The 13,834-nt window shown below is 44.2% G+C and carries 9 protein-coding genes; 1 reads left to right on the top strand and 8 read right to left on the bottom strand.

The genetic code is table 11. The features are described 5' to 3' along the window. Positions 1 to 471 precede the first annotated feature (471 nt). Entirely contained in the window at positions 472 to 2,088 is a 1,617-nt protein-coding gene (locus IQO02_RS08890) for a DEAD/DEAH box helicase (RefSeq protein WP_016769118.1), read from the bottom strand. 161 nt (positions 2,089 to 2,249) lie between these two features. After that, a complete protein-coding gene (locus IQO02_RS08885) occupies positions 2,250 to 3,605 on the bottom strand; it encodes a diguanylate cyclase (protein ID WP_010428560.1) in 1,356 nt (451 codons plus the stop codon). A 285-nt stretch (positions 3,606 to 3,890) separates the two neighbouring features. Between IQO02_RS08885 and IQO02_RS08880 the strand changes: the two genes are divergently transcribed. Further along, the gene (locus IQO02_RS08880) at positions 3,891 to 5,039 is read left to right on the top strand and encodes a DUF3541 domain-containing protein (protein WP_010428558.1); all 1,149 of its coding nucleotides are present in this window, start codon (positions 3,891 to 3,893) and stop codon (positions 5,037 to 5,039) included. A 151-nt stretch (positions 5,040 to 5,190) separates the two neighbouring features. On the opposite strand, the gene IQO02_RS08875 is transcribed toward IQO02_RS08880, so the two are convergent. The 6 genes from IQO02_RS08875 to IQO02_RS08850 form a co-directional block, all read right to left on the bottom strand. Further along, complete coding sequence (locus tag IQO02_RS08875; protein ID WP_016799639.1) at positions 5,191 to 5,799, bottom strand: class I SAM-dependent methyltransferase; 609 nt, start codon at positions 5,797 to 5,799, stop codon at positions 5,191 to 5,193. Beyond that, positions 5,799 to 7,052: a sensor histidine kinase gene (locus IQO02_RS08870; protein ID WP_010428553.1), complete on the bottom strand. Its 1,254-nt coding sequence runs from the start codon at positions 7,050 to 7,052 to the stop codon at positions 5,799 to 5,801. The genes IQO02_RS08875 and IQO02_RS08870 overlap by 1 nt, the downstream gene beginning before the upstream one ends. Next, complete coding sequence (locus IQO02_RS08865; RefSeq protein WP_102282576.1) at positions 7,049 to 7,759, bottom strand: response regulator transcription factor; 711 nt, start codon at positions 7,757 to 7,759, stop codon at positions 7,049 to 7,051. The genes IQO02_RS08870 and IQO02_RS08865 overlap by 4 nt, the downstream gene beginning before the upstream one ends. A 140-nt stretch (positions 7,760 to 7,899) precedes the next feature. Continuing rightward, positions 7,900 to 11,076 carry an efflux RND transporter permease subunit gene (locus tag IQO02_RS08860; RefSeq protein WP_016799637.1) on the bottom strand — a complete coding sequence of 1,059 codons (3,177 nt, stop codon included), beginning with the start codon at positions 11,074 to 11,076 and terminating at the stop codon, positions 7,900 to 7,902. Between the two features lie 3 nt (positions 11,077 to 11,079). Further along, positions 11,080 to 12,333 (bottom strand): efflux RND transporter periplasmic adaptor subunit, encoded by a 1,254-nt coding sequence (locus IQO02_RS08855; protein ID WP_016784177.1) that lies wholly within the window; start codon positions 12,331 to 12,333, stop codon positions 11,080 to 11,082. Continuing rightward, complete coding sequence (locus tag IQO02_RS08850) at positions 12,330 to 13,763, bottom strand: TolC family protein (protein WP_016794456.1); 1,434 nt, start codon at positions 13,761 to 13,763, stop codon at positions 12,330 to 12,332. Before IQO02_RS08850 ends, IQO02_RS08855 begins: the two co-directional genes overlap by 4 nt. Positions 13,764 to 13,834 lie beyond the last annotated feature (71 nt).

Genomic DNA, 13,834 nt, shown 5'->3' with positions numbered 1-13,834 from the left:
AGGGTTCACTAACAACGTCAGTTGGCTAGGTGACCCTCGGCTTAAGAAGGGTCACTAATACTAATGCACTATGCGTGCCAACTTTAAAAACCCGTATTTTCTACGCATCTGGACACGTATTAGACGTAAATCCTTGTTTGTTTTGCAAACTGAAATTGCAAATTGCAAAAACCAACAAAAACGCTAGTGATTATGTTGTTATTAATGAACCATTAAAGATTTATTAACCTTCCTCTACATACCTTATTTCCCTTAGATTCAATGACTTTAAACACAAATAAATCCCTGCTAGTTTGTTAAACAACACCCATAAAAAACGCGAACATTGAAATTCAATATTCGCGTTTATTTGAGTTAAGTAGCAGAAAGTGACTAATGAACAAGAATTATCCTAAAAAGCAATTCTTGTTACAGAACCTCTACAACACTTATCTTATTAACCTATCTGCTTATCGACTTACCAAAGAAAAACTATTTCTGAGGTGCTGGCTTAGCACGGCTTCTAGATGGTTTATTCGCTGCTGGCTTATTCGCCGAAGGCTTATTTGAACCATAGCTACCACCGTAACCTGTCTTCTTAGGTTTCCCTGCGCCTGCTGGCTTGCCAGAGTTGTTCGGTTTACCAGAAGCATTAGGTTTACCCAATGTACTTTGAGAACCTGAGTTATTCACAGAAGGCTTGTTAGCCGCATTACCGCGTTTATAGTTACTGCCATTATTTCTTACTGACTGATCATCCGTTGCAACGGCTGAATTGCCATCAGTCGCCTTCTTAGCTGAATTTGGCTTACGCTTAGGAGCAGAACCTGAACCAGAGACATGACGCTTGTTTTTACCTGCTGGTTTATGTCCGCGAGCGTTCTCACCTGAACGTTGGCCATCAGAATGTTCACGAGGCTTCTTCGGTTTTTTAGGCTTAATTGGACGAGAATCGAGTCGAGACTCAGGTAACTTATTTACTGGGGAGAAACCTTCAAGTTCACGACGCTCTAGCACCTGTTGAATCAGGCGTTCAATACCGAACAGCTCACCCACTTCATCAGCACACACCAATGAAATTGCTTTACCGACTTCACCAGCACGGCCAGTACGACCAATACGGTGTACATAGTCTTCTGATACATGCGGAAGATCGAAGTTAACCACTTGAGGTAGCTGTGGGATATCGATACCACGAGCAGCTATATCGGTCGCAACAAGCACTCGCACTTTACCTGTTTTAAAGTTCTCTAAGGCTTTAGTACGCGCACCTTGGCTCTTGTTACCATGAATAGGAGCGGCTGTGATGTCTTGCTCTTCAAGGAAACGAGCAAGCTTGTTTGCACCGTGTTTTGTTTTGCTGAATACCAACACTTGTCGCCAATCGTTATCTTTGATCAGCTTAGCTAGCATGGCGCTCTTTTTCTTTTTGTCTACTGGGTAGATGCTTTGCTCAACCGTTTTCGCTGTCGAGTTTGCAGGGCTTACCGAGATCTCAACAGGATTGTTCACCAAGCCTTTTGCTAGGCTACGGATATCATCAGAGAAAGTCGCTGAGAACAGTAAGTTCTGACGCTTCTTAGGCAAAAATGCTAAGATTTTACGGATATCACGAATGAAGCCCATGTCTAGCATACGGTCAGCTTCATCTAGCACTAGAATTTCAAGTTGGTCAAAACGCACAGCATTTTGGTTATATAGGTCAAGTAGACGACCTGGTGTTGCCACCAGCACATCACTACCTTTACGCAATTTTTGCATCTGAGGGTTAATTTTCACGCCACCAAACACAACGGTAGAAGTAAGCGGTAAATTAATACCGTATTTAACTACGCTGCCGTTCACTTGCGCAGCAAGCTCACGTGTTGGTGTTAGCACTAGCGCACGAACTTGGTTCTGACGTACGCGAGGGCCTTTTGATAACATTTCAAGAATAGGTAGCGTGAAGCCTGCAGTTTTACCTGTACCTGTTTGAGCAGCGGCCATAACATCTTTGCCCGTTAGGACAGCAGGCACGGCTTTCTCTTGGATTGGTGATGGCTTATCGTAACCTTGTGCTTCAATAGCTTTAAGGATCGGTTCAGAAAGGCCAAGGGAGGTAAAACTCATAGATTATTTTCTCAGTTGAATAACATTTAGTATGAGCAACACGATAAAAATGCGTTGCTTCAGCTTTTGCTTATCAAATCATTGATACGAAGCAAAGCGCGGTATTCTGAGGCTTTTCCCCACTTTCAGCAACTAAATTCTAATCATAGACCAGATTCAACTTAGGTGACTTGGCGCTTCTGTTGGTACATTTTTTCGTCAGCAGCTTTCAATAGACCATCTATATCATTGAAGTTGTCATTATAACTTACCCAACCAACACTGATACTGAGATAAATCGAGTGCCCGTCGTAAACGACTGGAGTTTCACAAATCGCACTTTGTAGCTTACTTGTAATCGATGCCACGTGTTGATCATCGATAATACGTGGCAACAACACTAAGAACTCATCCCCACCTATTCTTGCAACAATATCAGAGGTGCGCAGTTTACTTTTTATCCGTTTAGCACATTCAATTAAAACTTTGTCGCCCGCTGCATGACCATAAGTATCGTTAATCGCTTTAAAGCCATCGAGGTCAATATTAACCACAGCAAAGGTCTGTGTTCTCTGTTTTTGAACCGTTTTAAATGCTTGCTTTAGGCTATACATGAAATAGCGTCGATTCGGCAACATTGTCAATTCATCATGCATTGATCGGCTATCCGCAACACGATAAAGCCGGTAAATCATAATATAAGCAATCGCAAGAATAAGCATCAGAGTGTAGCCTACAAGCCTAACACCATGGATACGATACCAAGGCACATCCATAAGCACATGCTCATTCCCAGATAAAGCAAGGTACCATCCACCGTATGGAAAATTTACTTGCTCGGTCGTAAAGGCATTATTGAACACATCTTCTTTGCCATAGAAAACAGCGCCCTCTTGGCCCATACTATTTGCACCACAAATCGCAAACTCATATTTATTTTCTATTCCATCGACCCCAACATCCTCGAGCAGTGAATCTAAATCGATCACGGCACTCAAAACTCCCCAATAGTCTTGATTAAAAGGGGGATCTCTAAAGATAGACGTGCGTGTGATCAAGGCTTGGCCGCCTTGAAACAACTCAAATGGGCCAGCAATAAATGTATTGCCGATATTACGAGCAATTTCAACCGATTCCCATTGGGTTGGGTGGTCGCGATAGTCAATGCCAAGGATTTGTTCATTGCCTTCCATTGGATAAACGAAATTTAGAACATCATCTTCAGCTAAAGCTATCAATCGAATATGGAAACCATCTCGAATAATATTTTGCGCAATTTGCTCCCAGTCTTTTTGGTCGCTATTAGGGTTTACGGATACAAGGGTTGATAAGCTATTGAGAATATACATATCGGAAACGATCGTCGCTTCTATGCGAGATCGGATAATAGAGAGCTGCCTCTTTGCCTCGGAATAGGATTCATTTTGTAGGAAGACTAACTGTTTGGTGTGAAAGAACTCTATGGCGCTCACAACCAACAAGAAAAACAACAAAGATAATAATTTGGCAGGCCACTGCTTGCTAGAACGACTTGGCATTCACGAACCTCTAACACTTTTGTTCTGTTTACTGCCTTTAACTGGCTCATTTCTGGCTTACTCTTCAAGTATGCCGTCAAGTCGTTAAAAATCCACATTTAGCGTCCGGTCTCCACTCATTATTGAGTCATTCATCACTGATAAGCCAATTAGTCACTCCGGTTGTTAAATCAAAAATCCTCAATGAACCTTATAAAGCTTACATTGTATTGACCCAAACCTTACATTAAAGGATTCATCAATGTTATTTTACTTGTACTATTAATCAGCTTGGTACCTTACGACATGAAGTTAAAAACCATAACCCTATGCACTTTGTTATCAGCCTCCTTTGCAATTGCGGTTCACGCACAGGAAACGCTTCAGGAACCAAGCGCAACAGAGACTCAATACCAAGCTGATGATCTCCAATCTCAGAAAGAATCTTTTAAGCAATCAGCTGACCTCATTCGCACTACATACGAAACTCAACTTTACACCCTGCCCGCCTTCAAAGAAGGTCACTACGGGCTGCGCATGTATCGCCAAACATTAGACGATAAATATTCGGCTGCGGTGTGGAGTGATATGGCACGTGTAGCGAGTAAACTCAGCACCCTATCGAACGACGTTCATACCATGGAGCAAATCGTACTCTACTCAGAGAAGCGCGTTGCTTCTTATGTTGGCGATAACGATGAGCGCAGTGTTCGACGCTACAACATCACCAAACACATGCCAGAATACCTTTATCTTGGCGTTGACCTTCTAGGCTCTATGGCGCGAGCCAATGAATACGGTTTAGAACACAACAATGATGCCGAGCTGCGTGAAATCATTCGTCGTTATGACTTCTCACGATACGTGACCAATGAAGACATGATTAAAGCGTGGGCTGCCCAATTAGCTAATCAGGTCTATTGGCTACGCCAACTAGGAGAGCAAGATGTTGTCGAGCAGTTCATCGATACCTTCAAAAAGGCCTACCCAGATGAGCAAGATAAGAAGCTTTCGACCCAGCAGTACGGCAATAAACTCTATGGCATGACACACGTGATCTTTGGTGACTCAGAGTACTATCAACACCAAGTGAGTGAACAAGAACATCAATGGATCTACGATTACTTCAGAGAGAACATTGATACGATTTTGCTACGTGCTAAAGAAGATGTGATTGCTGAGGTTGGGTTAACTTTCTTATTGGCAGGCTTAGAAAATGATCCCGTTGTTGAGAAAACACGTCTCGCAATACAATCCGCTATCGACAAGCAACGCGGTATGATCCCTTCGATCACTGGTGATTTTGATCTTGAATACGGTGAACACCGCAACGTGCTGGCGATCATGTTACTCGACTGGCAGCAAGTAAACGAAGCGCCAACCCTAAAAGGCAACCCTAAGGTGTTTAGTAATATCCCTTATGGGCTCGTAGAAAACAAACCACTGAGTCAATAACGACTGTTGATGAATTTACGTTTGCTAAATAACATTCGTTAAGTTAACGGTAACAGATAAATTGGTCTAAATAGCCCAAAAAGCCGCACCCTTCTTTAGGTTTGCGGCTTTTGTCTATTGCAGGTGGTTGCTTTGGCTCATATTAAGGTCATCATACGCTTTTGTTCATCACTATCGTGAAATCCCCTTCTGCGTATCCCTCTATTAACGAGACATCATCACAAAGCGTTTTACAGAAACGATATACGCCATCAGGGTGGTAACTCATCAAGGTATTGCGAGATGGATATTGACTTGAATTGAGAAGGTTAAAAATCACAGTCTGATTCGCTAATCCAAACATACGAGTGATCATATTGGTTAGGTAATCTGTATCACGAGAGATGTAGTTCAATGAGCCACTGGCGATAACCATATCGTGTGGCTCGAGGTTCATCATGCTCATGTCACCCGATAAAAACTCGCAGCGTTGTTCTGTATAATTTTGCTTGGCCTTATTTAAAAAATCGGTATGTTGATCAACGCCTGTGTATGAGCGAATTCGATAGACGCTATCAAGCAGTTCAAACAACTCTCCATAGCCACAACCTAAATCTAAAACACTCTTTTTCTCAAAGTCTGCCGAACGCGCAATAACTTCAAAGCGACACAGTTGGCTCTCTTCGCTGGTCCATCCCAAAGACTTTGCCTTGTTACCTTTCCAACGATGGGTCTGTTTTCGGTGATAACGAAACACTTTAAAACGATCAAGCCAATGCATTATGAGAAATCCACCCACACTTCACGTCCACCAGCCTGTTCTTGGTTGTGGTATTGCCATTGATATTGTGCCAGAAGCTTTTCAGTTAACTCCAGACCTAGGCCAAAGCCCAAATGATTATCTTCGATTGTGCCATCGGTATTGTGGTTAACGATGGTGACTTTTGAGCCTGATTGAACAATACGCACAGTACCGCTGCCAGTGTGTTGGAATGCATTTCGGATTAAGTTAGTCAGCACAATGCGAGTAAGCCCAACAGGTAACTGGCAGTGCGTGTCGTCGCTTTCAAGGTTTACAACCACAGCTTTTCCATTTAATAGATAGGTTAAGTCGTGGTTTATCTGTCGCAGCAATTCGCCAAGATGTATGTGCTCAACTGGTAGGTCTTTATTTTGCTGTCGGGTTAGCCACAACAAGGTTTCAGTTAAATCTGTCATGGTAAAGCCTGCACGCTTGATTCGGTCTATCACTTCAAGCTGCTTTTCTTGGCTCTTGCCCTTTTTAATCAACTTCTCTAGCAGTTCGCTATTGGTTCTTGTGACTGCAATCGGCGTGCGCAGCTCGTGGCTGGCATAGCCTAAAAACTTCTGCTCTCGTTCTAAACCACTCTGAACTGAACTTAAGCTGTCGCGAATGATATTTGCCAAAGTATTCAACTCACTAAAATGAAAATCTGGTGTAGGTTCGCAGAGGTTATCTTTATCTAACAATTTAGCCCAATTTTTTAGTTGTTCAACGGGCGATGCTACCTTTCGTAGTATCAAAACTAAAATGGCAAAAAACAGAATAATCGCGGCTAACGCCGTCAGAAAAATCGTCACAAAATGAGGCAATGCTTTGTCTTCTAAAAAGTGGTCTTGTCTTTGGTCAAACACAGCCGAAACGTAACGCACTTCGTCTCCCTTCATCACCTTCATGACAAAGTAACCTTCTTTTGGCGGTGCAAATATCGACTTGCCAAGAATCTTTTTCGAGATGACGTTTAACTCAACGTTACTCTGCTCAATATGAGTTCGAATACCTTGCGGTAAATCGCTCCAGCGCGTAGCAACCGTAAACTCTTGATTGGTCATTGGCTCACCTGGCTTAACAGCCTCTTGCTGAGCTTGAGCAATCATAGAGCCACGCATAGCCACATCCATCCCAGAGATAAAGTAATTGATGCTCAACGCCGATAGCACCAGAATGGTCGTCACTCCAGTAACCAAAATCGCCAGCAGGACGTAGATTCTTAAACTTGGCCTAATCTTCATCTTTCAGGTAACTCCTTAATCGCAAACCCTTTGCCAGCAATAGTATGCAGTAATTTATTCTCTTGCTCGCTATCCACTTGTTTGCGCAGATTAAAGATATGTACTTTTAAGCTGTTGCTGTCCGGTTGTTCGTCCCCCCACACCCCTTGCATTATCGTCTGTCGTGAAACTGGGGTAGGACTAGAGCGCATCAAGATCTCTAATATTTTCAATGCGGTCGGTGAAAGCTTTAAAGGAGAATTGGCACGATAAGCTTGATGTTGTTTAAGGTCGATTTCTAAGTCGCAAACGGATAAACGACTTACCTGCCCACTGCGTCGTTTGGCCAAGACTTGCGCTCGAACAATCAGCTCTTCCATCGCAAATGGCTTCACTAAATAATCATCGGCCCCTTTGGAAAAGCCGATCAGCTTGTCGTCTAGGGTATCCCGCGCCGTGAGCATCAATACAGGCGTATCAATACCTTGCGTTCTCAGGTTTTCACAGACTTGCAATCCGTTCATTTTAGGCAGGTTAAGATCGAGGATCACCGCATCATAGCGGTTTGTTTCGATGAGATTGAGCCCAGCTAATCCATTCGCCGCGTGGTCGCATTGAATATCTTCCAAATCTAAGTAATCAATAACCGCAGTAGCCAAATCGAGGTCATCTTCAACCAAAAGCAATTGGAGCTTATCTGTGAGTTTATTGGTGACGGATTCTGCCATCGTGACGACCTCTATTATTGTTTGTAGTGTGGCTTGTTATGCGGCGATTTAATATTTTGATCTGTAACGAATCTAGACCGATATTTCTGAGACTAACTCGGCAGCCATCAGCCTAGATATCATCATTAGCTTAGCCTTTATTAAGCCGTTTGCTCGACGCCTTTAACTCGGTGAGTTGCTTTAAGTATCAGCGATTTAATTTCGCATTGAATCAGTAATAGCGCTGGCGTCAAAATCAGCGTAATGAACGTAGCAAACAAAATACCGTAACCTAGCGCAGCGGCCGCAGGAATAAGGAACTGAGCCTGTAAAGACGTTTCACTTAATAGTGGAGTCAAACCTGCGAACGTGGTGACAGATGTAAGTAACACCGCTCTTAGACGACTAGAACACGCTTCCACAATCGCATCGTGAACTGACTTGCCTTTTTCTTTGATTAACTCGTTAAAACGAGACACCAATAGCAGGCTATCATTCACCACCACACCGCTTAACGCTAAAATACCATTTAACGATAGGATACTGATTGTTAAGTCATTCCACCAGTGTCCTAAGATTGCACCGACAATACCAAATGGAATCGCGGTCATGATGATCATTGGCTGTATGTATGAACGCAACGGGATAGCGAGTAAGGTATAAATAGCGATCATCGCGAGCACAAACATACTCATCATGGAACTGGCCGTCTCTTCTTGCTCTTCGGTTTCGCCAGCAAAGTCCACCGTTAGCCCCGGGTATTGCGCTTCTAAATTGGGTACCAAAGTATCTTGCAACTGATGAACCAATTCTGCAGGTGCAACTACATCTTTATCCAATACAGCACTAATATAAACCGCTCGCTGGCTATCAATACGTGTAATCTCTGAAACTTGGTAATCTGAATGCACTTCAGCAACCGAACTTAAAGGCACCACAGTACCATCGTTGGTTCTGACACTAGACTGCTTAATATCAGCAATGGTTTGACGATCGGATTCTGGGTAACGAACTCGAACTTTCACCTCATCTTTACCACGTTGGAACTGCTGAACGATGTCGCCACCAAACGCTTGTAACACTTGTTGTGAAAGACTTGCAGTATCAAACCCTAATGCTCGGCCTTGTTGTGTTAATTCAAAGCGATACTGAGGTTCACCAAGGTCCAAGTTGTGGTCAATGCCACTCACACCGTCGATGGTTTGCAGTTTGGCTAAGAACTCATTGCCCGCAGCCGTTACTGATTCTTCATTCCACGCTTTCAGTTCAACTTTAAAGTTGTCGACCATCTCCATTTTAGACAAGACTTTCAGCTTCTTAACGCCTTCCATTTGGCCAACTGTTTCTTCCCACAAATCTGCAAATTCATTGGATGTGTAAACACTGTCACTGTCGAGCTCAATTCTTACCTGACCCGAATCATCAGCATCGGCGATAACCTGAAGGCTAAGCAATTCAGATGGTTCACCTTGAGCACCGTATTGAGATCTCAGTGTTTCATCGGTTTGTTTTGCTGCCGCTTCAAGCACCAACAAGTTCTGCTGTGTTTGACCAAAGCTGGCATCGTTTTGCATCGACATATCGGCTGTCACTGTGTCACCCGGCATATCTGGGAAGAACGCCACACGAACCGCGCCCGTCATAGGCAACCCGGACACCAAGATAAGCAGTGATAAGAAAACCATCACCACGGCGTAACGTAATTTCAGCGCCCATTCAATTACAGGGCAGTAGATACGCTTATTAAACCAACCTAATCCTGTATCGGCGGCATGTTGAACGCGAGCCCACAGCCCCTTATTTTCACTGCGCTTAGTATTAATGTGTGCAAGGTGCGAAGGCAGAATGAACTTAGACTCAACCAAAGACAGCAGTAAACATATCGTCACGACAGTGCCAAATTGAGCATAAATCTGCCCCATTTTTCCTTCAACGCTAGCAAGCGCCAGAAAAGCAACGACTGTCGTCAAAACACCAAATATGGTTGGAGATGCCACCTTCATCGTACCGCGAATAGTACTGTCTATTGAGTCCCCGTCTTCTTTACGCGTCGAGTAAATACTTTCTCCGACCACCACGGCATCATCAACCACTATCCCGAGCGCCATAATGAAACCAAAGGTGGTCATTTCATTGATGGTTAACCCCATGAAGGTGTCTGTCATGAAGAACATGGTGCCAAAGAATACAAACGGCAGACCTGCGGCTACCCAGAAAGCAACACGGACATTAAGGAATATGGCTAACACGATGAATACCAGAGCAATACCCGTTAACGCATTCTTCACCAATAGGCTCAAGCGATCTTTGATCATGGTACTTTTGTCGTACCACGTTTCAATCTCGACATCGCTAGGCAGCATGTTGCTGTTTTCCCAGCGATCTACCACTTGTTGAGCCTGTTCAACAATGCTGACTACGTCTCCGTATTCATCCATCACAATCTCAATAGCCATCGCATTCTGTTGGTTATAACGAGAAAGCACAAAAGTATCATCAGCAAACATGTCTTCAACATGGGCGATGTCACCCAAGGTAATTTGAGTGCCATCGGTAGTCGTCAGTACAGGAATCGCATCAAAATCTTGTAATTCATACGCTTGTTCAGACACCTTCAAACGAACGGTTTTTTCACCATTGCGAAGGCTGGTCGAGATAGCTGCAGAAGATTCCGCATTGATTGCTTCTGACACGTCGGTCAGTGTTAACCCATAAGCTTGAAGCTTGTTTTCATCAACCTCAACCGAGATCATAGGGTCAGCCTTGGCCTTGATTTCCAAATCACTGATTGCAGGCTGGCTCAATAAGTCTGACTTCAACTGTTCAGCTAAACTCTGCAGCGTTGCTCTGTCTGCATCACCATAAATCTGTACCCACAAGGCGTGATCTTGCATTCGAGCTTTATCAATCACTGGGTTATCAGCGTCGGCAGGCAGGTTGTTAATCGCATCAACCTTGGTCTTCACTTCAGTCAACAAAGTATCAAGATCATAAGTGCTGTTTTTTTCAATAGAAACATAGCTACCGTTCGCGTCAGAAGTTGACGTTATACGTTTAATGCCCGGCACGGTTTCTAACGCGTCTTCAATCTTAATCGCAAGGCCTTCTTCCGCTTGAATAGGGTCGCCACTGTCATAGGTGACCGATACCGACACGACATCAGGCTCAAGACTTGGGAACGCTTCTTTACGCAACGTGTTAAGCGATATCAGACCAGTAATGATCACACCCATTAACAGTAAATTCGCCGCCACAGAATTATTGGCAAACCAGGCAATCGCACCCGCATGTGGCTTGCTCGACGTCTGGTTAGCGCGTGCTTGGTTATCGTTCGACATGATTTAACCCTCCGCCTTAGCCAGAACGATCATACCTACTTTGAAGCTACTTAATGGACGTTTTACCACTTGTACACTGTCACTATTTGATACGTTTGGGTTATTCAACTTAGTTGGATCGACATAAATCAAACCACCTTTTTCAAACTCCACATTCGCGTTTGATTTCGAAAGCTGGCCATTTGCATCGACAAACCACAAGTCGCCCTGCTGAGAAATTGCGGAAGCGGGAAGCTGCCACAATTGAGTGAGTCGTTTACCAGAGATCGTTGCTTTTACAAATGTGCCCGGGTAAAGATCTTTCTGTTGTTCCAAAGGATTATCGACTTTCACGATCAAAGAACGTTGACGTGTGTCTTGCTGTAAATGCTGCTCAACTCGCTCGACATAACCTTGCCATTGGAACTGGCCATCAGAACTTGACAGAGTCACTGGCCATGGTTGCTGTTTCAGTTGCGAATTATCGCTGTTTGGTAAGCTCAACCATTGGCTTTCAGAAAGCGGCACTGATACCTCAACCTCATCAATGCTATAGAGCGTAGCGATCTGAGTACCCGTTTGTGCATAGCTTCCGGGTTGAACATCACGGCTCACGACCAACGAATCAAAAGGGGCAACCAAAGTTGTTTTTTCGAGGTCTTGTTCAGCCTTAGCTAGCTCGAGTTTGGCGTTATCTAGAGCTGCGGTGACTTGTGCTAATTGCGGTTCACGCAATACCAAAGGTGAATCAGGCTCGCCAGATAAACCAGAACGTTTCCATTCAGATTTGGCTTGTTCACCTTCCCTTTGTTCTTCTAATAAATCCAGTTGAGCTTGAGCAACATTCGCTTTTGCTTCTGTCACAGCTTGCTGATAGCTAGTCGAATCAATATTGGCGATCACCTCACCTTTGCCGATTACTTGGCCAGTTTCAAACTGTGAACTGATCGCCTCGACTCGACCACTCACCTCTGTTGAGAACATCAGTTCATAACGTGACTTCGCTTCTCCATAGCCCACAACTTCCGCTAGATAATCGCCTAAAGTTGCAGCTACAACCGACACCTGTTGCTGTTGTGAAACAGGTAAAGTCTTTACTGCAATAGACTTACTTCCAATAGACTTAGTGGTAACAGACTCAGCTTGAGGATCTGAAACTGTCAGTTCATTCGTATTCTGAGGCGAAGGTTGCACTTGAGAACCATTGTAAGCAAGGGCTGCAAAGATGCTTGAACCAGCAACTAGAGTGATTGCAATAGTGACGGTATTTAGTTTCATGAGGATACTCCCAAGCCCAGAGCTAGGCCTAAATCAATTCGGTTTACGAGACGGTTATAAATGGTTTGTGCTAGCTGTGCTTCAAGGTCGTAGGTTTGTTGCTGAACAGAAAGTAGATCAAAAATATCGACCAAACCTTGACGGTATTTCTCTTCATAACTGGCAAAGCTACGTTGTGCGCTTACCAATGCGTTTGCTAGGTGCTGCTGTTGAAGTGTCAGTGAAGATTCTTGCCCCATTGCGTTTTCCACTTCATTCACCGCATTTAACAGTGTTTCTTGGTAAGCCCAGTAGCTTGTTTCTGTAGTCAGGTCTGCAATCTCAGCTTGGGCTTTGAGCTTTCCACCTTGAAACAATGGTGCGGATACTTGGCCAAGCGCACTCCACAAAGGCCCGGTAAGCAACGCTTCACTCGGTGACTCCGCCATATCGGTTAGGCTTGCAGATAAGCTAATAGACGGCAGCATTGCTTTATATGCGGCATCAGCACGCAGAGTTTCCGCTTCGATATTAAAGAAAGCCGCTTGCAGATCGGGACGACCTGCCAGATCTTGCGTCGGCATGTTATCTAATGGATTAATTATGGTTGGAAATGAACCGAGATCAGTGAGAGACGCTTCATCAGACTCCCCACTCCACAGCCCCGTTAACAAAACCAACCCACGTCGACTTTGTGCAAGTTGCTCTTGGTAATCGGCCAAGGTTGCCTGAGTCGATGCGCTGCTCGTTTTCGCGTTATCTAAATCTTCAAGGCTACCCAGCCCTGCGCGGTAACGTTCTAAAACTAGCTCTTCGTTGTTTTCTAGAATCACCAAGCGCTGCGTTTCAATATCGACCAGCTGTTGCTTCAAACTGATATCAAGCCAACCTCTCATCACACTCGCGACCAAAAGATCTTGAGCGCCCTGAAGGTTAGCCTGAGACGTCGCAATGTCTTTTAAAGCTGCATTGTTTGTGTCTGCTAATTTCTGCCATAGGTCCAACTCCCAACCAACGGTGACATCCGTGGTATAAGTTTCAGTGGTGCTTGAACCGTTAGTGCCCTCGTCAGCTTGACCAGAAAAGCTCGCATCGACGGTTGGTAAGCGATCACCTGAAGTTACACCTTGCTGCGCATAGGCTATTTTGAGTGCTGTGATGTTTTGTTGGAGGCTTGGGCTGTTCTTCAGAGCGCGTTCGATATAGAGATCGAGCTCCGGTGCGTTCACTAAATCGGTGAGTTGTAGGTTCTTAGCGTCTAGATCTTGTTGAGTAGACGCTTGATCACTAGAAGCCAGTTGAATCAGCTCTGCGAGTAAGCTTTGTTGTGTCTGATTAGTGCTTTGCTCAGCTAGCGAAACATAGTCAGTCTGACTGGTTGTCGTGCAACCGATCAAACCAATTAGAGCAAGTGAAATAAGGGAATGTTTTAAAGGAAGATTCAATTTCATCTTCTTGTCTCCTGTAAGAATGGAGACAAGATAATGAGTTGGGGGTTAAGAGAGGGTTAAGGCGAGTGTTA

Origin of the sequence: Vibrio sp. OPT24, assembly GCF_015163545.1 — a bacterium.
Lineage (GTDB): Bacteria > Pseudomonadota > Gammaproteobacteria > Enterobacterales > Vibrionaceae > Vibrio > Vibrio cyclitrophicus.
Note: the sequence above shows the minus strand (reverse complement) of the source record. Positions and strands in the feature narration are given on the sequence as shown.